Source organism: Falsihalocynthiibacter sp. CO-5D18 (assembly GCF_041205445.1).
Taxonomy (GTDB): Bacteria; Pseudomonadota; Alphaproteobacteria; order Rhodobacterales; family Rhodobacteraceae; genus Falsihalocynthiibacter; species Falsihalocynthiibacter arcticus.
The window spans coordinates 261000-282472 of the sequence record NZ_JBGFCF010000002.1; the positions used below are offsets into that span (position 1 = coordinate 261000).

General features: G+C 52.7%; 25 protein-coding genes. 13 read left to right on the plus strand and 12 right to left on the minus strand.

Annotated elements, in window-relative coordinates; all coding sequences use genetic code 11:
* Positions 1 to 17: 17 nt before the first annotated feature.
* Positions 18 to 857, plus strand: coding sequence for a fumarylacetoacetate hydrolase family protein (locus AB9F27_RS03775; RefSeq protein WP_335585284.1), 840 nt, complete (start codon positions 18 to 20; stop codon positions 855 to 857).
* Between the two features lie 69 nt (positions 858 to 926).
* Here AB9F27_RS03775 and AB9F27_RS03780 read toward each other — a convergent pair whose 3' ends face one another.
* Positions 927 to 2723, minus strand: coding sequence for an IlvD/Edd family dehydratase (locus AB9F27_RS03780; RefSeq protein ID WP_335585285.1), 1797 nt, complete (start codon positions 2721 to 2723; stop codon positions 927 to 929).
* 228 nt (positions 2724 to 2951) lie between these two features.
* Between AB9F27_RS03780 and hemP the strand changes: the two genes are divergently transcribed.
* A complete protein-coding gene (gene hemP / locus AB9F27_RS03785; RefSeq protein ID WP_335585286.1) occupies positions 2952 to 3128 on the plus strand; it encodes a hemin uptake protein HemP in 177 nt (58 codons plus the stop codon).
* Here the strand turns inward: hemP and AB9F27_RS03790 are convergent.
* Positions 3112 to 4053, minus strand: coding sequence for a LysR family transcriptional regulator (locus AB9F27_RS03790; protein WP_335585287.1), 942 nt, complete (start codon positions 4051 to 4053; stop codon positions 3112 to 3114). The two genes, hemP and AB9F27_RS03790, sit on opposite strands and share 17 nt — an antisense overlap.
* 177 nt (positions 4054 to 4230) lie before the next feature.
* On the opposite strand from AB9F27_RS03790, the gene AB9F27_RS03795 reads away from it, so the two are divergent.
* Positions 4231 to 4665, plus strand: a complete 435-nt coding sequence (locus AB9F27_RS03795; protein ID WP_335585288.1) for an RbsD/FucU family protein — start codon at positions 4231 to 4233, stop codon at positions 4663 to 4665.
* Here the strand turns inward: AB9F27_RS03795 and AB9F27_RS03800 are convergent.
* Positions 4649 to 5338, minus strand: a complete 690-nt coding sequence (locus AB9F27_RS03800) for a phosphatase PAP2 family protein (RefSeq protein WP_335585289.1) — start codon at positions 5336 to 5338, stop codon at positions 4649 to 4651. The genes AB9F27_RS03795 and AB9F27_RS03800 overlap by 17 nt on opposite strands.
* Before the next feature lie 60 nt (positions 5339 to 5398).
* A complete protein-coding gene (locus AB9F27_RS03805) occupies positions 5399 to 5560 on the minus strand; it encodes a hypothetical protein (protein ID WP_335585290.1) in 162 nt (53 codons plus the stop codon).
* A gap of 45 nt (positions 5561 to 5605) precedes the next feature.
* Here AB9F27_RS03805 and AB9F27_RS03810 point away from each other — a divergent pair, with 45 nt between their 5' ends.
* From AB9F27_RS03810 to AB9F27_RS03830, 5 genes are all read left to right on the plus strand, one after another.
* Positions 5606 to 6502: a GNAT family N-acetyltransferase gene (locus AB9F27_RS03810; protein WP_335585291.1), complete on the plus strand. Its 897-nt coding sequence runs from the start codon at positions 5606 to 5608 to the stop codon at positions 6500 to 6502.
* Positions 6503 to 6669: 167 nt separating this feature from the next.
* Positions 6670 to 7734, plus strand: coding sequence for an extracellular solute-binding protein (locus AB9F27_RS03815; protein WP_335585292.1), 1065 nt, complete (start codon positions 6670 to 6672; stop codon positions 7732 to 7734).
* Between the two features lie 64 nt (positions 7735 to 7798).
* Positions 7799 to 8893 carry an ABC transporter ATP-binding protein gene (locus AB9F27_RS03820; protein ID WP_369757570.1) on the plus strand — a complete coding sequence of 365 codons (1095 nt, stop codon included), beginning with the start codon at positions 7799 to 7801 and terminating at the stop codon, positions 8891 to 8893.
* Positions 8893 to 9750, plus strand: coding sequence for an ABC transporter permease (locus tag AB9F27_RS03825; RefSeq protein ID WP_039000733.1), 858 nt, complete (start codon positions 8893 to 8895; stop codon positions 9748 to 9750). The genes AB9F27_RS03820 and AB9F27_RS03825 overlap by 1 nt, the downstream gene beginning before the upstream one ends.
* A gap of 4 nt (positions 9751 to 9754) precedes the next feature.
* Positions 9755 to 10606 (plus strand): ABC transporter permease, encoded by an 852-nt coding sequence (locus AB9F27_RS03830; protein ID WP_335585293.1) that lies wholly within the window; start codon positions 9755 to 9757, stop codon positions 10604 to 10606.
* Between the two features lie 166 nt (positions 10607 to 10772).
* On the opposite strand, the gene AB9F27_RS03835 is transcribed toward AB9F27_RS03830, so the two are convergent.
* The 4 genes from AB9F27_RS03835 to AB9F27_RS03850 are packed head-to-tail and all read right to left on the minus strand — an operon-like array spanning position 10773 to position 14089.
* Positions 10773 to 11582, minus strand: coding sequence for an alpha/beta fold hydrolase (locus AB9F27_RS03835; RefSeq protein ID WP_335585294.1), 810 nt, complete (start codon positions 11580 to 11582; stop codon positions 10773 to 10775).
* Positions 11583 to 11613: 31 nt separating this feature from the next.
* Positions 11614 to 12585, minus strand: coding sequence for a threonine/serine dehydratase (locus AB9F27_RS03840; protein ID WP_335585295.1), 972 nt, complete (start codon positions 12583 to 12585; stop codon positions 11614 to 11616).
* A complete protein-coding gene (locus AB9F27_RS03845; RefSeq protein ID WP_335585296.1) occupies positions 12582 to 13406 on the minus strand; it encodes an alpha/beta hydrolase in 825 nt (274 codons plus the stop codon). Before AB9F27_RS03845 ends, AB9F27_RS03840 begins: the two co-directional genes overlap by 4 nt.
* The gene (locus AB9F27_RS03850; RefSeq protein WP_335585297.1) at positions 13403 to 14089 is read right to left on the minus strand and encodes a haloacid dehalogenase type II; all 687 of its coding nucleotides are present in this window, start codon (positions 14087 to 14089) and stop codon (positions 13403 to 13405) included. Before AB9F27_RS03850 ends, AB9F27_RS03845 begins: the two co-directional genes overlap by 4 nt.
* Before the next feature lie 160 nt (positions 14090 to 14249).
* Between AB9F27_RS03850 and AB9F27_RS03855 the strand changes: the two genes are divergently transcribed.
* Positions 14250 to 14678, plus strand: a complete 429-nt coding sequence (locus tag AB9F27_RS03855) for a peptidylprolyl isomerase (protein ID WP_039000742.1) — start codon at positions 14250 to 14252, stop codon at positions 14676 to 14678.
* 80 nt (positions 14679 to 14758) lie between these two features.
* On the opposite strand, the gene AB9F27_RS03860 is transcribed toward AB9F27_RS03855, so the two are convergent.
* From AB9F27_RS03860 to fabA, 3 genes are read right to left on the minus strand one after another with little or no spacing between them, the layout of a single operon-like run.
* On the minus strand, positions 14759 to 15547 hold the full coding sequence (locus AB9F27_RS03860) for an SDR family oxidoreductase (protein ID WP_335585298.1): 789 nt from the start codon (positions 15545 to 15547) through the stop codon (positions 14759 to 14761).
* Between the two features lie 7 nt (positions 15548 to 15554).
* Complete coding sequence (gene fabB, locus AB9F27_RS03865; RefSeq protein ID WP_039000744.1) at positions 15555 to 16784, minus strand: beta-ketoacyl-ACP synthase I; 1230 nt, start codon at positions 16782 to 16784, stop codon at positions 15555 to 15557.
* A 33-nt stretch (positions 16785 to 16817) separates the two neighbouring features.
* Complete coding sequence (gene fabA / locus AB9F27_RS03870; RefSeq protein WP_039000745.1) at positions 16818 to 17330, minus strand: bifunctional 3-hydroxydecanoyl-ACP dehydratase/trans-2-decenoyl-ACP isomerase; 513 nt, start codon at positions 17328 to 17330, stop codon at positions 16818 to 16820.
* Between the two features lie 173 nt (positions 17331 to 17503).
* Here fabA and irr point away from each other — a divergent pair, with 173 nt between their 5' ends.
* Positions 17504 to 17941, plus strand: a complete 438-nt coding sequence (irr, locus tag AB9F27_RS03875) for a Fur family transcriptional regulator Irr (protein WP_052274647.1) — start codon at positions 17504 to 17506, stop codon at positions 17939 to 17941.
* A gap of 6 nt (positions 17942 to 17947) precedes the next feature.
* On the opposite strand, the gene AB9F27_RS03880 is transcribed toward irr, so the two are convergent.
* The gene (locus AB9F27_RS03880) at positions 17948 to 18817 is read right to left on the minus strand and encodes a hypothetical protein (RefSeq protein ID WP_335585299.1); all 870 of its coding nucleotides are present in this window, start codon (positions 18815 to 18817) and stop codon (positions 17948 to 17950) included.
* A gap of 122 nt (positions 18818 to 18939) precedes the next feature.
* Here AB9F27_RS03880 and miaB point away from each other — a divergent pair, with 122 nt between their 5' ends.
* From miaB to AB9F27_RS03895, 3 genes are all read left to right on the plus strand, one after another.
* Positions 18940 to 20262: a tRNA (N6-isopentenyl adenosine(37)-C2)-methylthiotransferase MiaB gene (gene miaB / locus AB9F27_RS03885; protein WP_335585300.1), complete on the plus strand. Its 1323-nt coding sequence runs from the start codon at positions 18940 to 18942 to the stop codon at positions 20260 to 20262.
* 228 nt (positions 20263 to 20490) lie between these two features.
* The gene (locus AB9F27_RS03890; protein WP_335585301.1) at positions 20491 to 21075 is read left to right on the plus strand and encodes an OmpA family protein; all 585 of its coding nucleotides are present in this window, start codon (positions 20491 to 20493) and stop codon (positions 21073 to 21075) included.
* 4 nt (positions 21076 to 21079) lie between these two features.
* A complete protein-coding gene (locus AB9F27_RS03895; protein ID WP_039001551.1) occupies positions 21080 to 21373 on the plus strand; it encodes a hypothetical protein in 294 nt (97 codons plus the stop codon).
* Positions 21374 to 21473 lie beyond the last annotated feature (100 nt).

Consider the following 21473-nt stretch of genomic DNA (forward strand, 5'->3'; position numbering starts at 1 on the left):
TGCAAAAGGATACAAGCATGAAATTTCTTCGAATGGGCAAAGAGGGCGCTGAAACACCCTGTGTTCTGGATGCTGATGGCGTTGTGCGCGACGTGTCGAGCGTTGTTGCCGACTTTGGCCCCACGACCCTCGCCGATTTGACCAGCGTTTTCGACGGTTTGGACCTCGGCGAATTCCCCGAGTATGCTGGCGATCCACGTATCGGCACGCCCATCAGCCAACCTAAGAATATCTATTGTGTTGGTTTGAACTACTCGGATCATGCGGCAGAGTCGGGACTAGCTGTTCCAGACGAACCTATTCTGTTTAACAAATCCTCCAGTTCCTTTTGCGGTCCCAATGCGCCGCTGTTCTACGCGGCGCATATGACGAAACTCGATTGGGAAGTTGAACTTGGGATCGTGATCGGCAAAACGGCCTTTGGCGTTGGACCAGACGAAGCAATGGATCATGTCGCAGGTTTTACCGTAGTTAATGACGTGTCCGAGCGCGCATGGCAGGCCGAACGTGGTGGCCAGTGGATGAAAGGCAAGAGCTTTCTAAACTTCTGTCCGACTGGCCCGTGGCTTGTGACGCCAGACGACTTTGCGGATGTTCAAAATCTTGGAATGTGGCTTGATGTAAATGGGGAGCGTATGCAAACCGGAACCACAGCGAAGATGATTTTCGACGTGAAAACAATCGTTTCCTATATGAGCAGCTTTATGATGCTCGAAGAGGGCGACTTGATTTGTACGGGTACCCCTCCGGGTGTTGGGATGGGCAAGAAGCCGCCACGTTACCTGAAAATTGGCGATACTGTTGAGCTGGGAATTGATGGTCTGGGCGCGCAAAAACAGGTCGTTGAAGAGCTGTAAGCCATTCTGAATCTCTAATAAAACGCCCCGCAGATTATCTCTTCGGGGCGTTTTTCGTTTAAAGTCGACTTAGTGGTTGTCGCGTGGAACTCTGTGTTTGCTCACAACTTTTTGGTATTTCACCGCAGGTTTAAGCACCATACCCTTGTCGAATTGTTCGATCATACCGCGTTGGATTTCTTGCCACGGTGTTTGGTGCGCGGGGTAAGGGTAGCCCCCCGCTGCTTCGAGGTCGGCACGGCGTTTTGCCAGCTCATCTTTGCTGATCAGGATGTCTGCGGAACCTTTGTTCAGATCGACGCGAATATTGTCGCCCGTGACCACTAGGGCCAAACCGCCCATGGCTGCGGCCTCGGGGGATGCATTCAGGATCGACGGAGAGCCGGAGGTGCCCGATTGACGCCCGTCACCGATACAGGGCAGTTCGGAAATCCCCTGTCTGATCAACTCGGTCGGCGGTTGCATATTTACAACTTCCGCGCCGCCTGGGTGCCCGATTGGGCCTGCACCGCGCATAACAAGAATGCAGCTATCGTCGATATTGAGCGATGGATCGTCAAGGCGCGTGTGGTAATCTTCGGGGCCGTCAAACACGATTGCGCGTCCTTCAAAGGCGTTCATATCGTCGGGGTTCGAGAGATAGCGCGCTCGGAAATGTTCTGAAATCACGCTTGTTTTCATTATGGCGCTGTCGAAAAGATTACCGGTAAGTTCAACAAATCCTGCGGCCGGTTTGAGCGGAGCCGCATAGGGGTAAATCACGTCAGCATTGCTAACACTTGCGCCCGCATAGGCCTCGCCCATGCTTGTTCCTGTCACGCAAAGCGCGTTGGGATGAGGCAGAGCACCCGCGCCGATCAACTCGGCAAACACGCCCGGAATGCCGCCTGCGCGGTGAAAATCCTCGCCCAGATATTCACCAGCGGGCTGTACGTTGCACAACAGCGGTGTGCTGTGCCCATGTTTTTGCCAATCGGCGTTCGTGAGATCAATCCCAAGGTGCGCGGCGACTGCGATGAGGTGAATTGGGGCGTTTGTACTGCCGCCGATTGCTGAATTCACAACAATTGCATTTTCAAAAGACTCGCGCGTCATAATATCGCTGGGCTTGAGGTCTTCGTTGACCATCGCGACGATGCGTTTGCCAGTTTCATAGCTGATCTGGCCGCGCTCGCGATACGGCGCAGGGATTGTTGCGCCACCCGGAAGTTGCATGCCAAGGGCCTCGGCGAGGGAGTTCATTGTACTCGCGGTGCCCATTGTGTTGCAATACCCCACCGAGGGGGCAGCGGCAGAAGCGATATCCATGAACTCCGGATAGTCGATTGCACCCGTCGCCAACTCTTGGCGCGCGTCCCAAATCACCGTGCCAGAACCCGCGCGTTTGCCTTTGTGCCAGCCATTGAGCATGGGGCCAACGGAAAGCGCGATTGCAGGAATATCGACCGTTGCGGCGGCCATCAGGAGGGCAGGGGTGGTTTTATCACAGCCAATGGTCAAAACGACGCCGTCGAGCGGGTAGCCGTGCAAAACTTCGACCAATCCAAGATAGGCAAGGTTGCGATCCAAGGCTGCCGTGGGTCGGCGGCCTGTTTCCTGAATTGGATGCACAGGGAATTCAAAACAAATCCCGCCCGCCGCAATGATCCCATCGCGCGTCCGTTTCGCAAGCTCAATGTGGTGGCGATTACATGGGGACAAATCGCTGCCTGTTTGTGCGATGCCAATGATCGGCTTGCCGGATTGCAACTCTTCGCGGGTGATGCCGAAATTCAAATACCGCTCAATATATAGGGCCGTCATTCCAGGGTTGTCTGGGTTGTCGAACCATTGTTGCGAACGGAGTTTGGTTGAATTTTCGGTCATTATTGTAAGTCCTTGCATTGGGTTTAAGGGGGGGAGAGCGCCTTGTTTATATGGCCTCTGACTGGGCGTACCAAAGCGGGTTAGGGGGGTGTTTGCAAGGGCATTCTCTGGAAGTTTGTTCCACATTGTGAATTTTTGAACCAAATCACTGATATTCCAGTAGGAAGCGTATTTACTTGAGTAAATAGATCAGGTATATGATCAGATAACCGCGAAAAGGAGTGCAAAATGAACATTGTAGTGAGTGCCGAGCGAATCCCGCAGATTGATGTTATTGAGCGCGAAATCCCCGCGTACGACGCGCGCCGCTTGACCTTGGACAACGGGCAGGCGCGCATCATCCTAGATGGACAAATCTACTCTTTGCGCATTACTCGAGCCAACAAACTCATTCTGACAAAGTAACCAACTCTCCCGCAAACTCCGCGCGGCGACTACAGATACGTCCCTGTAGGAAGTCCAGCAACAGGCGGATGCGTGCGGTTTTGCGCAGGTCGCCATGGAGGAGAAGCCAGAGTTTTCTGTCGGCAATTGTTCCTTGGTAGGGCGGGCGAACGAGGCCTTGAATTCGGTCGCCTACGAAGCACGGAAGCATGGTCATTCCAACCCCTTCAAGAGCCATGGCGACCTGTGGTGCTACTTCAAAGCATCGAAACCGAAGGCTAGCCTTTGGGTAATCACTTTTGCGAATCCAGCTCGCGGAGGTTGCTTCTTCGGGTTCATTCCAGCCAATAAAATGAAGTCCTGCGCCTGCGTTGTCTTGAATTTGGGCGGCGTATTCCGGCGTGCAGTACACAGCCTTGCGGCAGTCCACCAATTTGCGCCCATAAACATCGTCTTCGACGGTTTGGGCGTAGCGAATTGAGATATCTGCTTCTCGATGGTCGAGCCGAACAACAGTATTTGTGAATCCTAAATGCACGTCGATTTCTGGATGCAATTTGCCAAAGAGGGCAAGGTCTCCCGTCACGGACGAAAATGCGAGGAAGGGCGGCATCGAAACGTAAATCGCGCCCGAGGGGAGGGAGTCGCGCCCTGCGATCAGGCGGGCAGCTGAAGCGATTTCATCCTCAATGCGCTCTGCTATGGGAAAAAGATCTTCGCCGAGCTGGGTCAATGCAAGGCCAGACTTCGCGCGGTCAAATAATCGCGCGCGCGTTGCGTCTTCTAGGGCAGTAATACGCCGCGAAACGGTGGCATGGTTCGTGACCAACTTGATCGCCGCACCACGAATGGTACCCGTGCGCGCAACTGCGAGAAAGTACTTTAGGTCATTCCAGTCAAACCGCGACAGGCGCGAAGGTAGGGGACGATAAGTCGACTGGTTCATATTTGATCCGCTTTGTAAGGAATGTTATTTTTTGTTCCAAATAGTATCCAACATACAGCTTTAGTGCAATGTGCAGCGCACTGGAAGATTGTGAGTTTGGGGCACGGGGTGGGATTTGACTGGATTGCGCGGCTAGGACTGATATTCTGAATTCAATTTTTCTGAAAAGGGTATTCCATGCTTCGCAACCTTAACCCCCTGCTTTCACCAGACATTCTTTATACACTGGCAACAATGGGGCACGGAGATGAAATCGTAATTGCGGATGCAAATTTCCCCGGGGATTCATGCACCGACCGCCTTGTGCGCCTTGATGGAATTTCAGCCACCGAAGCGTTGCGGGCTGTGTTGAGCGTGATGCCTTTGGACAGTTTCGTCACCGACCCAGCAATAACTATGCAAGTTGTTGGGGCCCCTGATGATGTCCCACCAATTGTTGCGGAATTCCAAGATATTATAAATGAAACCGCGGATAATCCGGCGCAAATTCAAACGCTTGAGCGCTTTGCGTTTTACGAGCGCACCAAGCAAACCTACGCTATTATTCAAACGGGGGAACTGCGTCTCTACGGGAATATCGTGCTGAAAAAGGGTGTTATTTCGCCAGAGTAAGCAGCTTTTTGCGGGCAATTAGGACGTCTAACCCGTAGGATATGAGTAGGACAAACAGGACGGCGAAGATTGTGTCCGAGAGGAAATGCCGCCCCATCGCAACGCGCATCCCTGACCCGACGATGGCAAAAAATATCGCAAATCTGCGTAAGTTTCGCGCGGTTACGGGATTGCTGCTCGCGGAGGTTAGCACGAAAATTCCGATTGCCACGGCGACGGCACCTGACGCTTCGCCAGAAACGAATGAGCAGTTCCGGGCGCATTGATCGGTGATTTGGAAAGGCGGGGTAAATGCCGCGTCGCCTCCGAATTCGGTGATATAGGCGGGGCGGGCTCGACCCCAATACGATTTAAGAATGCCATTGACCAAAAGGCCCGGTCCCAAGAGAAATAGGGCAAGGATTTTACCCCACATGAGCGGTGTAACCCCCAAGAGATTCCGCTTCCAAAGGTTGAGGAGGAGAAAGATCAGGGCCACCACAGGGAACAACAGCATTGCGTTCATCATGACACTGCGCACGCCCAAGGCAAAGGGCGATTGGGCCGCCGGAAAAACTCCAGTTTCAGAATTATAAAAAAGCCCAGCTACCCATAGATCAATCGAAGGCACGGTGGTGAAAATTACTAGGGTGAGGAGGAATACGACCGTAAGGCGTTGAAGGTAGGGTTGCATTTTAGGTCCTGAAATTAAGTTGGGCTCTCATAGCACGTGGTTGGTTTGCCCGCAAAGCCGCTAAATCAACCAAACCAGCAGATCTATCGAAATCAACGCTGCGATCAAAGGTATACCAACCCGCAATACCAGAAACCGAATTGCCTCGCGGGTTAGGCGCGGCGGCGCGGCGCTGACGCCAAGAATGAATTCAGGTTTTGGGCGCTTGGTACGGATTTTCATACGCGCATTAACTACGTTTTAAGTAATCAAACGGTTAACAGGAGTATGGATGCTGTCTGGGCCAATATTGAAGAAGATGAGTGGGGGGAAGCCGCTTGCGCGTCATTGGCATCGCTTCAGCAATCCTATGAGTACGGAGAAATCTGTGGCTCATTCGGACTGGAAGTTATGCGGGCGCGCCTGACGCAAGAGAGCGAGCAGGGCTATGCACAAGTTTTGGTGCGCAGCGCATTTGGGGGGCGGCGATTGGCACTTTTGTCGCGTGGCCCGATTTGGCCCGACGGGGTCGACCGTGATGTTGTAAGTAGTGCTGCCCTACATAAGACGATCCCCATGTCTCGTGCCAGTATTATGATGGCGACACCAAATGGGTTGGCTCCCCTTGTTGGCATCCCGATGATGTCTGGGGCGACAGTTGCGGAGATTTCCCTCATGGAAGACGACACCGCACAACGCGCCTTTATGCACGGAAAATGGCGCAATCGTTTGGTGCAATCCGAAGGTATGGATTTAAACGTCGAACCGATTGCGCCTACACCGGCCCTTATTGAGATGCTTCTGGCGCGAGATGCCAAACAGCAAAAACGGCGAGGGTATCGCAACCTTCCCCCGCGTTTCTTGCGCCGTTGGGCGGAGCATTATCCCGAGAAGACACATATCCTTGTGAGCCGTAGTTGCGGCAAGATCAACGCCGCGATGGTTTTCCTGCGACACGGAGGTACCGCGACTTATCACCTTGGGTGGCGCGAGGTTGAGGCACACATTCCGGTTCACAATTTGATGCTCTGGCAGGGCATGAGGCTTTTGGCACATCTCAACATCAAGCGACTCGATCTTGGTCTTCTGGACACCCATAATTCACCAAATCTTGCACGATTTAAGCTCGGCTCGGGCGCTCGGGCGCGATGCATTGGTAAGACGTATCTCCTCCGATCGTCGTGACATAATTTTGTTACCCGCAGCGGCTATGGAAGGCCCAATTCTGAAAACTATTTTTCGGAAGGCGTTCGCCTGTCGTATTCTGTTCTTTACTAAGTGGTAAAAAACAAATTAGGCTTCGGGAACAACAATGAGAGCTCAAAAAGGGCTCACCGACAAGGAGAGAGACTATGACGATTAAAACTGGGATCACTGCGATTGCCCTCGTTGCCTCTGCTGCGGCGACTGGTGCGTCCGCTGAAACTTTGCGTTTGCTCACTTGGGGTGGTTATGCTCCTGAGGAAGTGATCGAGAAATTCACGGCCGAGACAGGCATCGAAGTTGAAGTTACAAAATCCAACAACGAAGAAATGATTGCCAAGTTGCGCGCAACTGATGGCGGTGGTTTCGATTTGGCTCAACCCTCCCAAGACCGTATTGCCGGTGCACAGGAAGAGTTCGACATTTACAAGCCGATCGACCTTTCCAAAATCGATACCAGCCTCTTTATCACGTCCATGCTTGAAGCCACAAAAGGCAACACAACGCTTGGGTCTGACGTTTATGGCCTGCCACATATTTGGGGCACATCGGGCCTTGTTGTGAACACGGCGATGGCGCCAAATGTCAAAGATTACACCGACCTTTGCGCAGATGACGTTGCTGGCAAAGTTTCCTACCGTCTGAAACGCCCCACTTTGATTGGGTTCGCCTTCTCTATGGGCATGGATCCTTTCGCAGCTTATTCCGACCCCGCAGCATATGAAAAAATCATCACTGCGGTTGAAGAAAAACTCGTCTCCTGTAAGGCGAACGTAAAAGCCTATTGGAGCGGTGGCGACGAGTTGATGGGCCTTTTGCGGTCTGGCGAAGTGACGGCATCCATGGCGTGGGATACAGGCGGATGGAAGCTTAACTCCGAAAATCCAGAGATCACGTTTATCGCACCCGCGTCCGGTGCGCTTGGCTGGATCGACACTTTCGCGCTTCCACGGAAAACCAAAGCGGAAGACGCGGCTTACAAGTGGATCAACTTTGTTATGCAGCCAGAAATCGCTGCTATGATCACAGCGTCTGCTGGCAACTTCACGGCGTCCGTGGGTGCCGATGGCTTTGCCGACGAGGAACTGAAAGCGCAGTTCCAAGCGTCTTTCCCACCTGAAGCTATCGACAACATCAATTGGTACCCGACTGTACCAGCAGGCCTTGAAGACATCGAAGGCGCAGCTTTGGATCGTATCAAAGCCGCGAATTAATCAAACCACATAAAGGCGCGCGGGGAAACTCGCGCGCCTTTTTCTATTATTTTGGATGTTCTAAATGATGACTGTAAATGACCTCGACTGCATCAACCTCACGAAGCGTTTTGCGGAAACTCTTGCTGTGGATGATGTGACCTTTTCCGTACCTAGGGGATCGTTCTTTTCAATCCTCGGGCCGTCGGGATGTGGAAAAACCACGATCATGCGGATGATCGCGGGATTCCTTGATCCCACGTCTGGCGACATTCAGATCAAAGGTCATTCGGTTCTTGAAACTCCGCCCAATCGGCGTCCGGTCAATATGGTCTTTCAGCATCTCGCTCTGTTTCCGATGATGAACATCGAAGAAAATATCGGTTATGGTTTGCGTCGTCAGGGCTTAAAGAAGCGCGAAATTGAGGCCAAAGTTGGTGATGCGTTGGAGCGCATCGGGCTTCCCGGAATTGGGAAACGCCAAGTGGATCAACTTTCTGGTGGTCAAAAACAACGCGTCGCAATTGCACGGTGTATGGTTCTTGAACCTGACGTTCTGTTGCTTGACGAACCCCTTGGGGCGCTGGATTTGAAGCTGCGTGAGCACATGAAAGTTGAGTTGAAATCCTTGCAGGCGGCTTTTGATACGACCTTCGTTTATATTACGCATGACCAATCCGAAGCCCTTGTGATGAGCGACCAAGTCGCCGTGATGAACGCAGGGAGATTCGAACAACTCGATACCGCGTCCAACCTTTACTACGCGCCGAAAACACCATTTGTTGCTGGGTTTGTGGGCGATTCAAATCGTTGGGAAGGCCTTGTTGAAAGCGTGGACGGGCGCGCAATTAGCGTGCGCACAAGTACTGGTCTTTCGCTGCGAGGTGTGTCGCAAGTTCCGCTCGCCAAGGGCGACATGGCCCAAATATTCTTGCGTCCAGAGGCCATAAGGATCGCTCGTGCCGCTGCTGGTGTTGCGGGGCAGGACAATAGCGCTGTTGGAACGGTTGAAAACGTGCTGTTCAACGGCGCAAACAGTCGCGTTTTGCTGGCCGTTCCTACAGGGGGAACAATCGACGTTGCGCTGCCACAATCAGGGGAGTTCGCGGATTTATCACGCGGAAATACACTGCACATTGGCTGGGGCGCGGCACAATCTCTTTGCTTTGGTGTTGCTTGATGGGAGCCCGCGCGAAACTTGGATTTATCCTTCTGGCAAGCCCGCTTTTGCTTTGGCTTTCCCTTTTGATCATCATCCCGCATATCGATATGTTTATATTGTCGCTGCAGGAAAAAGTGGGCGTTCGGCAATATGAAACGGGTCCCGCCAACTACCTGACGTTCTTCACAGAGCCGCTTTATATCCGCACTTTTTTGCGCACCGCGTTCATGTCAATTTTCGCGACAATCCTAACTTTGTTCATCGCCTTTCCGGTGTCCTATTACATCGCGAAAATCGCGCGAGGACGCCTTCAATCGGTTTTGTTTCTCATGTGTCTTGTGCCGTTCTGGGTCTCGGAATTGGTGCGGACTTTTGGCTGGATGATCCTGCTGCGGGAAACGGGGATTTTCTCTCAATTCTTGCAATGGTCGGGGATTGTCGACGGCCCTGTTGAGTTTCTCTATAACGATGCGGCCATGATGGTCGGGCTGGTTTATACATCGATGCTGTTCATGGTTGTACCGCTTGTGACAACCCTTGAGAGCCTCGACGACAGCATGATCGAAGCGGGATACGACCTTGGCGGCAATGGCTTAACTGTTCTGCGTGAAATCATCATTCCCCACGCAGTACCCGGTATTGTTTCGGGTTCAATTGTTGTCTTTATGCTGTCGCTGGGCAATTATCTCACCCCGATTATGTTGGGTGGTAAGGACAGTCTTTGGTTTACGGAAATGATCTATGATCAGTTCATTGTACGATTTAATTGGGAACTTGGGGCGGCCTTTGGCTTCCTGCTTCTTGGCCTGTCTTCGCTCATAGTTTGGGGCGCACTCAAGCTTTCCGGTCAAACACTCGAAAAGACGATGGGGTAGGCGCATGATACCAACAATCAAACAATCCCCTGCGTTTTCAATCACCTATGGCGCTTATGTTGCGTTGTTCTTCATCTATCTTTCGCTGCCGCTTGTGGTCGTATCCGTTTTTGCCTTCAACGACAGCTTGTTTCCGTCGTTGCCGTGGAAGGGGTTCACGTTGGACTGGTTCTTCGGAACTGAATTGCCCAACCGTGGCGTTTTTTATGAAAGCAGTATCCTGACGTCCATCGGCACGTCCGCCTTTGTCGCGGTTTGCGTTTCGGTTTTGTCGGTTTTCGTTGGCACGTGTAATGCGTTCCTTTTTAACCGCTATGAGTTTCGCTTCAAAAGCGCTCTCTATATCTTGATGCTTTTACCACTGGTGATACCCGGGATTGTCTTGGGTATCTCGATTCTGGTGTTTTCATCAACTTTGGCGAACGGAATTGAAGACAACTTGGGTATGGACATTGAGGCGTTGCGGCCCGGTCTTGCTTTGGTGATCCTCGGCCAGTTTTCCTTTATTACAACGATCGCGACGCTTGTCATTTCAGCACGACTCAAGAAGTTTGACCACAGCCTTGAGGAGGCAGCACTTAGTCTCGGGGCTGCTCGGATGACGGCGGTAAGAACGATTACTTTGCCTTATTTGCGCCCCGCAATCTTAGGAGCGCTCCTCGTTGCATCCTTAATGAGTTTTGAAAACTTCAACACGACTCTGATGCTCGTCGGCTCGGACTCGCCGTTGACCATCACCATGTTTGACCGCCTCAGGGAAGGGTCTACGCCCGTCCTAAACGCGGTTTCGTTGTTGCTCATGCTGGGATCTTCTCTGCTTGCCCTCACAATGATCGCCTTTCAGCGCAAAGCCTAGTTAGGCGTTTACTCAGAGAGTTTCGGGCAATTCCGAAAATACCCCCCCATCAATCCTGAGGGTTAGCGGGATGGAGTTGAACGGTGGACGCCTGATCATAGGCACTTCTTTCTACAGCCGATCGCGCGCAAAACAGTGGTTTTACATTGGCGAACTTAGCATGACCCTAATTCAAAACAGTGACGCGGTGCCCGATGCGCGTCAAGAAAGTGTCCAATCGTGTCGCAAAATCCTCAGGGGCTTCGACCATAGCGAGGTGTCCAGCACGTGGCATGATTTGGAACTCTGAGCCCTTGATGACATCCACCGTTTCCCGCATGAGGTCTGGCGGGAAAAGTAAGTCGTTATAGGCGGAAATTCCGAGGGTTGGCAGGCTTAAGCCGGATATCGGCGTATAGAAATCGGTGCCAGAAAGCGCTTCGATCCCCGCGATAAACCCCTCCGGGCTAGTGGAATCGAGCATGTGCCGCCATGGCATATATGTGGTCGTTGTGCGAGCTTGTTTGCTAAACCATCCGTCCCACAGGGACTGGCTAATTTGGGGCATTCCGCCTTGTTCTAAGCGATCGATCTGGGCATCCCAATGGGCTTTGGTGCCGAGTTTTGCGGCGGAGTTTAGAAGGACAAGGCCACGCACGAGGTCTAGCCGTTTGATCGCCAAGCCTTGGGCAATCATCCCGCCCAAACCAACCCCGACGACCACGGCATCGAGCAGCATTAGCCCCTCCATGAGCAGCTCCGCGTCGCGAATGAGCGCACCCATGGAGCCACGGCCACTGGGGGCGTCACTTGCCCCATGCCCGCTCAGATCATAAGTGATGATGCGGCAATCCTGTCGACTGTTTAAGGCGTTTATGGCGTCCAGCCAGACGCTCCGCTCCATTCCCAGCCCATGGATGAACACGACGGGCGAGCCATCGGGATTTCCGAATTCGGAATGAAGCGTTGATCGGGGAGGAGTCGATAGGTTCGCCATGATTGATGCCATTTGTTGAAAACGTGAAGGTTCAATCTAACGTTTGGAGGGCAGCTTTGAAAGTCGCGGGGTCGGTGTTTCCGCCAGTCGCGATGCAAATGACATGCGCGCCTGAAAGCTCGTTTCCATGGAAAAGCGCCGCCGCAAGCGATACCGCGCCACCTGGTTCAATGACAATACGAAGGCGCTGAAAGGCTAGTGCCATTGCCTGCAAAACTTCTAGTTCCGTAACCACAATGCCCGACCCGCAAAGTCGTTTAAGAATTGGAAATGTGATTTGTCCAGGTGACGGGGTTAAAATGGCGTCGCAGATTGAGCCTGACGCTGATTTGTTCGTCTGATGTACACCTGTTTCCAGCGAACGGGTCACGTCGTCAAACCCCTCTGGCTCCACGGGTCTCACGGTAAAACGGGGAGCGGTTTTTTCAAGGGCGAGGGCCACACCAGACGTTAAACCACCGCCGCCGCAGCAGACCAGAACATCTGCTTCTAGGATGCCCTCAACCTGCGCTTGCTGCGCGATTTCAAGCCCGACGCTCCCTTGCCCTGCGATAACTTCTGGATCATCGAATGGCTTGATGAGCGACAGGTTTTTCTCGCGTCTGAGCGCCTCTCCTAGGGCGTCGCGGTCTTGGGTGGAACGGTCGTACAATATGACTTCTGCTCCCAATGCCCGCGTGTTTTGAATTTTAATTTCGGGCGCATCCGAAGGCATTAAAATGGTCGCAGCAACGCCATGTTTTTGCGCAGCATATGCGACGCCTTGGGCGTGGTTGCCGCTGGAGTAGGCCAAAATGCCGCGCGATTTCTCCTCGTCATTCAAGGCGGAAACCGCTGCCCAGCCACCTCGGAATTTAAACGAACCCGTGTGCTGGAGACATTCTGCTTTCACCCAAACCTGTCGTCCGGCGATCTTATCCAGAAAGGGAGAGGAGAGGAGCGGTGTGACGCGCGCACGCCCGTTTAAGCGGATTGCAGCGGCTTGGATTCGGTCAAAGTTCACTGCATTTTTCCCAACCACGAACGGATCAATTCCAAGCTCTCAGGCTCATCCAGAAATGGAATATGGCCTCGGTCCGCGACTTGCGTGAAAAACATATCGGGGCGACGTCTCAGCATTTCCTCGGCTGTTTCCCGCGATAATAGGTCGGAAGTCTCGCCACGTAAAAGGGCGGTTGGAAGGCCATCCAATGCGTCGAAATAGGGCCATAAATCGGGCGCAGGGGCATTAAATGTGGCCAGCACGGTATCCGTCAATCGGGGGTCATATCGCAGCGCGAGGCCGTCATCTGTTTGCGCTAATTGGTTCTGCACTTCTTCCTGCCAGCGCGACATCGGGACATTACGAAATCCCGTGAGATAGTTCGCCCTAGCTACCGCAGCGTCTTGGTAGTTTTTCTGCGCGGGAGGGCGTCCCAAATACTGTGCGATATCATCGAGTCCCGTTTGTTCAATCACGGGGCCGATGTCGTTTAGGCAAACCCCAAGCAAGCGGTTCTTGGCGGCACGGGCAAGACCCATTGCGATGAGGCCCCCTCTGGAGGTCCCTAAAAGCGCGGCTTTTTCGAGATCAAGGTAGTCCATCAAGGCCAGAATGTCACCTGCCTCGACGGGAACCGTGTATGTGGCCGGATCGGCCCAGTCTGATTTTCCCCGACCACGATAATCGGGGCGAATGATGCGAATGTTTGGGAAGTGCGGGACCAGATAGTCGAAATCTTGTGCATTTCTGGTCAGGCCGGGGAGGCAGATGACGGGAAGACCAGCGCCTTGGTCCATATAATTTAGCGTGAGGCCATCAACGCTTTTGTAGGTGTGATTCATAGAGATTTTGCCAATTCAGGGATATTTTTGAGGTCGGAAAGAGTGTTTTTAGGCGTCCAAGGAAGGCGATCCATCGGCTCTTTTGAGCGGTTCACCCAAACAGTTTGAAAGCCATATCCAGTCGCGGCAGCAGCGTCCCAACCGTTTGAAGATACAAATAAAACTTCGTCATTTGCACAACCAAAACGCTTCCCGACAAGGTCATAAACCGACTTATGTGGCTTAAAGACGCCCACGGATTCGACCGAAAGGTTGTCATCCAATAGGTCTGCGAGGCCCGCAGAAGTTACCGCTCCTGAAAGCATTTCGGGAGACCCGTTTGAGAGAATGGCGGTGTTTAATCCCGCCGTCTTGAGGGCGGCAAGCATAGTGGGGACTTCGGGGTAAGCCGAGAGCTCCCAGTAGAGTTGCAGGAGGCGTTCGCGCAGGTCTGGATCGTCAATGGCGCTGTTTTCGAGGGCCCAATCTAGGCCGTTCTGGGTGACCTCCCAAAAGTCGTCATGCGCATCGGCAACCGCCCGTAACCATGTGTATTGCAACTGTTTCAGACGCCAATCGCTTGCGACCCTGGGCCAAAGCTTGGCGAAGTCTTCGCGACCGGGCTCTGCTGCAGCCTCGCGCGCAGCGGCAGCCACGTCAAAAAGTGTTCCGTAGGCGTCAAAGATGCAAGTTGTGATGGTCATGGTGCCCTCCCTTTTGCCGGAGTTTGGCACGGGGGCCTAGGCGCGGAAAGCGAAATTTCATAAAAGACTGAGGGTTTACAGTTGGCACATAATCCCTAGAGTGCCCGTTTTTCAGATAGCGGTTAGAGCCGCGCACTGATGGATATTGAAAGGGCACGAGATGAAAATAGTTGAAAAGGGCGATAAAATCGCACTTCACTACACGGGTACGCTGGACGACGGGAGTGTTTTTGATACTTCGGAGGGGCGCGGTCCCCTTGAGTTTACGGTCGGAAGTGGCGAGGTGATTGTTGGTCTCGACAAAGAATTGCCCGGTATGAACGTGGGCGACAAAAAGACAATTAAGGCCGTTGCCGAAGAGGCTTATGGCCCCTTGCAAGACAACGCACGCCAACCTGTGCCGCGTGATCAATTCCCTGATGATGTTCCGATGGAAATTGGAACGGCATTGCAAATGCAAACGCCTGAAGGCGGGATTGTCATGGTGACGATCGCAGAAGTTGGTGACGATTCTGTGGTTTTGGATGCGAACCATCCATTGGCCGGTAAGGACCTTACCTTCGCGATTGAACTGGTTTCGATTGCGTAAACAAAAAGCGCCGCTGAGGATCTCAGCGGCGCAATTTTTTAAAGTTTTTAAACACTCAAAGGGGTGCCTTTTTAAACTTTTTAAAGATTATCTGGCTGCGGCATGCCGAGCACATGGTAGCCACCATCGACCCGAATGATTTCGCCCGTTGTGCAGGCGCCCCCATCAGATGCCAGATAGACCGCCGTCGCGCCGATGGACTCCAAAGTTGCATTCGCGCGCATTGGGGCATTGGCTTCGGTTTGACGGAAGGTCGCGCGCGCGCCGCCAATGGCGGCACCAGCGAGCGTTTTCATTGGACCGGGAGAAATCGCGTTGACGCGAATTCCGTCGGGTCCGAGATCGTTGGCAAGATAGCGCACCGCCGCTTCGAGCGCGGCTTTGGCAACGCCCATCACATTGTAGAACGGTGTGACGCGATTTGACCCTTGGTAGGTTAGGGTAAGGATCGTGCCGCCGTCGGTCATCAAAGGGGCTGCGCGGCGGGCCACTTCGATGAGGGAATAACAGCTGATGTCGAGAGTCTTTTTGAAGTTCTCGCGGCTGGTATTTACGAAGCGTCCCGTGAGCTCGTTTTTATCCGAGAACGCGATGGCATGGACGATGAAATCGATCTTGCCCCATTTTGCTTCGAGTTCGGCAAAGGCGGCGTCAAGCGAGGCATCGTCGGTGACGTCAACATCCACCATGAAGTCGCTGCCGAGGGTCTGGGCGAGGGGAAGTACCCGCTTGCCGAAAGCTTCACCTTGGTAGGTGAAAGCCAGTTCAGCGCCCTCTTCGGACAAAGCTTTTGCAATGCCCCAAGCAATCGACCGTTCGTTGGCGACCCCCATGACGAGGCCACGTTTTCCGTTCATCAAATTCGCCATGTGGCAATTACCCGTGGTATTTGCTCATGACGAGGGTGGCGTTTGTGCCCCCAAATCCAAAGCTGTTGGAAAGGAAGGTATCGATTTCGACGTTCTCGCGCAGAGTTTGGACGATTTCGCCCTCGTTGATTGCGGGATCAAGTTCGGTGATGTTTGCCGAAGCCGCGATGAAACCCTTTTGTTGCATGATGAGCGAGTAGATTGCCTCATGCACGCCGGTTGCGCCGAGTGAGTGACCGGTGAGTGATTTGGTTGAGGCCATTGGTGGGGTGGAACCCTCGCCAAATACGCGGCGCACCGCGTTTACTTCGGTCACGTCGCCCGCTGGTGTGGAGGTGCCGTGAGCGTTGATGTAATCAACAGAACGGCCCTTCTCGAGGGTGCCGAGCGCCAGTTTCATCGAACGTTCGCCGCCTTCACCAGACGGAGCCACCATGTCGTGGCCGTCGGATGTTGCGCCATAACCTGTGACTTCTGCGTAGATTTTCGCGCCGCGTGCTTTTGCGTGTTCAAGCTCTTCGAGGACGACAACGCCGCCGCCGCCGCCGATGACAAAACCGTCGCGTGTGGCGTCAAACGGGCGAGAGGCCGTTGTTGGGGTGTCGTTATATTTGCTCGACATGGCGCCCATCGCGTCAAACAGGCAGCTCAAAGTCCAGTCGACCTCTTCGCCACCACCGGCAAAGACGATGTCTTGTTTGCCAAGTTGGATTTGCTCAACGCCGTTGCCGATACAATGCGCAGATGTGGAGCAGGCGGACGTAATGGAGTAGTTCACGCCCTTGATTTTAAACGGAGTCGCAAGGCAGGCAGAGTTGGTCGAACTCATGCAACGGGTGACCATGAAGGGCCCCATACGCTTGGGCGCGCCCTTTTCTTTGACGGTCGTGAAGGCCGAGAAGAAGTTCGACGTGGACGGACCACCAGAGCCCATAACGAGGCCTGTGCGCTCGTTAGAAACGTCGGTTGGCTCCAAGCCCGCGTCGGCGATTGCTTGTTCCATCGCGAGGTAGTTATAGGCCGCACCCGGTCCCATGAACCGCAACTGGCGTTTGTCGATGGATTCAGCGAGGTCAATTTGCGGAATACCAGCAACTTGGCTGCGAAAGCCATTTTCGGCATAGGTTTCTTCGCGAATAATACCCGATTTGCCCGCCCGAAGGGAGGCTTCAACTTCAGCAACAGAATTTCCGATGGGGGAAATAATGCCCATCCCTGTGACAACGACTCTACGCATGGGTGTCCTTTCGTAAGGTTCGGTTTGTTAAGCTTATTCGGCCGGAGCCAAACCAACCTTCATGTTTTTAACTTCGTAAACTTGTTCGCCATCGGCAAAGAGAACGCCGTCAGCCAAGGCAACTTTGATCTTAGCGCGGTCGATAACCTTGGTAAAATCAACTTTATATGTGAGCAATTTGCGGGTGGGGGTTACTTTGCCGGTTAGCTTTACTTCACCTACACCCAATGCCATGCCTTGGCCTGTCATTCCACGCCATCCAAGGTTAAACCCTGTGAGCTGCCAGAGGCCATCAAGGCCGAGGCATCCGGGCATAATCGGGTTGCCAGGGAAGTGGCACTCAAAGAACCAAAGGTCGGGCGTGATGTCGAATTCGGCAACCACATGGCCTTTGCCGTGAAGTCCGCCGTCCGCGCTGATGTCTGTGATGCGATCCATCATCAACATTGGCGGCATTGGTAATTGTGCGTTACCGGGGCCAAAAAGCTCGCCCTGTGCGCATTTTATAAGATCTTCTTTGTCGAAGCTGCTCGGAAAATTAGCCATTCGGCCTTGCCCCCATATATTGTGTGCCAATTGTACACTTCTTCTTTACCATCCCGCTACTTAGGCTGGCAAGGGTTCGCACAATATACGTGTTTATGTCCGCATAAAAAAAACCTGTTTGAAAATTACTGTAAAAACCCCTTATATGGTGGGGAACTTAGTCAAAGGCACCTATGGAAACCGCGGCACCTCTTCTTACACCGGACTCAAAAGAGATAAGTTCTTTGTGGTTGTCCTGTGCTGGCTTGCGTCCAACGCGCCAGCGCCTCTCGTTGGCAGAACTCTTGGTTGGCGATGGCAATGATCGCCATGTAACCGCAGAGAGCCTGTATGAATCCGCGAGTGAGGCGGGCGAAAAAGTGTCTCTTGCGACGGTCTACAATACGTTGAAAGCGTTTTGTGAAGCGGGGCTGTTACGCGAAATCATCGTGGATGGTTCAAAAAGCTATTTTGACACCAACATGAGTGATCACCCGCATTTCTTCTGGGAAGATGAAGCTATTTTGACGGATGCCCCCAAAGAGCAACTGGTTTTGGCGCAAATTCCCGATGCGCCAGCGGGGGCCGAAATCTCCAAAGTTGATGTGGTTATTCGGTTGCGCAGAAAATAGCGGTTGCTAGAACCACTGACCGGGTTCCATCAGGCCTAGATCCATAAGTTGTTGGCCATGCCATTTAAAGGGTATGGAATTGTGCCATTTAAAGGTGTCAATCTCGATTGATGAGCCAGGGTTGAGTTTCAAGGCCTTCGCGACCCGAAAACTGCAAACCGCCGCTGTAAGATTGTGGTGCCATGGGCAAGCATAGGTGTTGTATTCTTCATCAGAGAAGGTGTGATCCTCGCGGAGTTTGAGGCCTGCTTTTGCCCGAAAGATTGAAATTCGGTCTATTTTGCGGTTTTTCACGGGAATGTGTTCTTCGAACCGCCATCTTAAGCCGCCAAAGAAATCGAGTTGGCGTTCTTTTGGGTGGTTGTGAGTGGCGGCGTCCGCACGGGCGAGGGCGTAATAGCCCGATTTATCGATATGCGCCCCTTCGAGGGTGACGGCATTGGGGAATTTTTCCAAATCAAGGGCGTATAAATCGACAACATAGGTCAGCATGGACTCGCGCCGCTCTTCTGTGTGATAGGCGAGCATTTCGCCAATCGTGCGGTTTTCTGAAAAGGGAAAAAAGAGGTACTCAGCGTTATAGCAGTAGTAAATCCATTGCCCGATGGCCGCGTCATTGACGCGATTTACAATTGTCTGGGTTGCGTTTTTTTCGAACAAATTGGCGGTGATGCAATGGACTTTTTCTTTGAATTCGACGGGAAGTTCCAATCCGCGAGGCGCGAACAGCAAGACCGTTTTAAAACCAAGGGCAAGGTGATGGCGAATCGTCGTATCAACTTCAACAAGGTCTTCCATAAGAAGAATTGCGATCGGCCCTTTGGTCAAAGCATCGCCACTATTTTGTAGGAATTCCTGAAGGTTAGAATATTGCATGACGCTGCCCGTATTGTTTTCCTCAATTTCTGCGAATTCTCTTGTTATTGCAAGCGTTGCAGGTGCGCTCATAGTTGTGTAGGGACACAGAGTTACTCCCCGATGAATCCATGAGGCCTGTTATGTCTGTTCCAAAGAAGCTGTTTATCAAAACATATGGTTGCCAGATGAACGTCTATGACAGTGAGCGCATGGCGGAGAGTTTGAGTGGCGTTGGCTATGAAACGACCGATGATGCGGCCTCTGCCGATATGATCATGCTTAACACCTGTCACATTCGCGAAAAAGCAGCCGAGAAGGTCTATTCGGAACTTGGGCGCTTGAAGGTTCATAAGGAAAACAATCCGAACCTCAAAATTGCTGTTGCTGGATGTGTGGCGCAGGCCGAGGGCGAAGAAATCGTCCGTCGCCAGCCTGCTGTGGATCTTGTTGTTGGACCGCAAAGCTATCACCGCCTGCCCGAAATGGAGGCACTTATTCGTCAGGGCAAGCGCGCGCTTGATACGGATTTTCCCGAAGAGGATAAGTTCGAGAAACTGCCTAATCGCCCGAAAGCGGCACGTGGTCCTACGGCGTTTTTGACCGTCCAAGAGGGCTGTGACAAGTTCTGCGCATTTTGCGTAGTGCCTTATACACGCGGCGCAGAAGTGAGCCGCCCTGTGGATCGTATCCTGACGGAAGCGCGTGATTTGGTCGAACGTGGGGTGCGTGAAATCACCCTATTGGGGCAAAATGTGAATGCTTATCATGGCATTGGGCCGGATGGTGACACGACGCTCGATAAGCTGATTTGGGCGTTGAACGATGTCGATGGTTTGGAGCGTATTCGCTTCACCACGAGCCACCCAAACGACATGACGGATGCCCTGATTGCCGCCCACGGCGAATGCGAAAAACTGATGCCGTATCTGCATCTTCCTGTGCAAAGTGGCAGTGACAAAATCCTCAAACGGATGAATCGCAATCACACGGCCGAGAGTTACCTTAAGGTGATCGAACGCATTCGGGCGGCGCGTCCGGATATTCTTCTTTCGGGTGATTTTATCGTGGGCTTCCCTGAGGAGACCGAAGCCGATTTTGAGGCAACGATGGAGCTTGTACGGCAAGTGCGTTATGGCCAAGCCTATTCGTTCAAATACTCCTCGCGGCCCGGAACGCCAGCGGCGGAACGCCCCCTTGTTGACGTCGCTGAAGCCAATGATCGTTTGCAACGTTTGCAAGCGTTGTTGAGTTCGCAACAATACGCGATTCAGGATGAGATGGTCGGGCGGGACGTCAGCGTTTTGTTTGAACGGGAAGGGCGTATGGAGGGGCAAATGGTTGGAAAATCCGAGTATTTGCATGCCGTTCACGTGACGGCTCCGAACGCCAAACGTGGGGATATCGCGCGGGTGAGAATCATCAACACAGAGCGCAACTCCCTCGGCGGAAAATTGCTCGACTAGGGCGGCGTTGCCGTGCTTTCAACGTTGGGTTGAGAGGAATAGCGGAAACCGTTTCTCGGACAGGGCTAGTCTTGGAATTTGCTCGCAACTGTTTCTTGTGTCTCCACAGTATTCCCATTGTCTGCTTTCAAAAAACCTAAATATTGATAAAGTTCCTTTAGGTTTTATAAGCACCTAAAGTGGTATCACAGTATTCTTCTGTGCTGCGTTTCACAAAAAGGGACGGGAATGATAAGTAGAATTTTTATAAGCGCTTTGCGCGTAGTGGTCGTCGGGATTGCGATTTTCGGAGTGAGCGTTACCGTACCTAATGGCGCGTCGGCTCAAAACACGATCAAAACGGATCGCTATAAGCCTGCGTTGGGTGTTACGCCGGATGGTTGTCAGGTTTGGATGATCGATGACGGCTGGGAAGGCTATGCTTGGAACCGGACAGACCGCGACGGAAAGCCAATTTGTGGCGAAACTGCCGTTTGTTTTAGTGAGCCTTCCGATAATCTATTCACAACCGCGAGTGGTAATTTGCGCCCAGGTCAGCGCGAGCGTTTGACCAAGTTTTTCAAACAAGAGGGCGTGTATTCATACGCAATCAACGGTTACACAGACTCGCGCGGATCTTATGAGTCCAACATCAAACTTTCTGGCTGGCGGGCGAAAACTGTTGCTGAGGTTGCCCAAGCGGCTGGTGCAAAGGTAACGGCCATTCGAGCACTTGGTGAACAATATCCGCGTGCGGCAAATAATACATCCGCAGGGATGCAACAAAATCGCAGGGTGGAAATTTTCTGTCACCGAAACATCGGGGGGTATTAATCTGATGGCACTTAAAGGTTTTACTCTTGTTGCGGCAGTAGCTGTCGCCGTTTCGGCTTGTACGCCAAAGACTGATCAATCGGTCGACCGCTTTATTGATTCCGGTTCCCTTGCAAGTAAAGTTAAATGGGGTGTCTATGTAGATCCAGATGGGTGCGACACTTGGATCGCCGATGACGGAATCGAAGGGTACGCGGTTGCGCGATTGGAACCACGTACCGGCGCACGCGTTTGCTCGGGCGTATTGCCGGTTGGCGAGGCTGCGGGCCATAATGGTGGTCGCTCCGACCCAATTTAGATAAATCGTTTAGCGAATTTAATGGCCATCGTGTAAACACGGTGGCCGTTTTTGTATCAGAATCGTGAAACTTGTTTCTGACCCCTTGCACCCTAGGCCG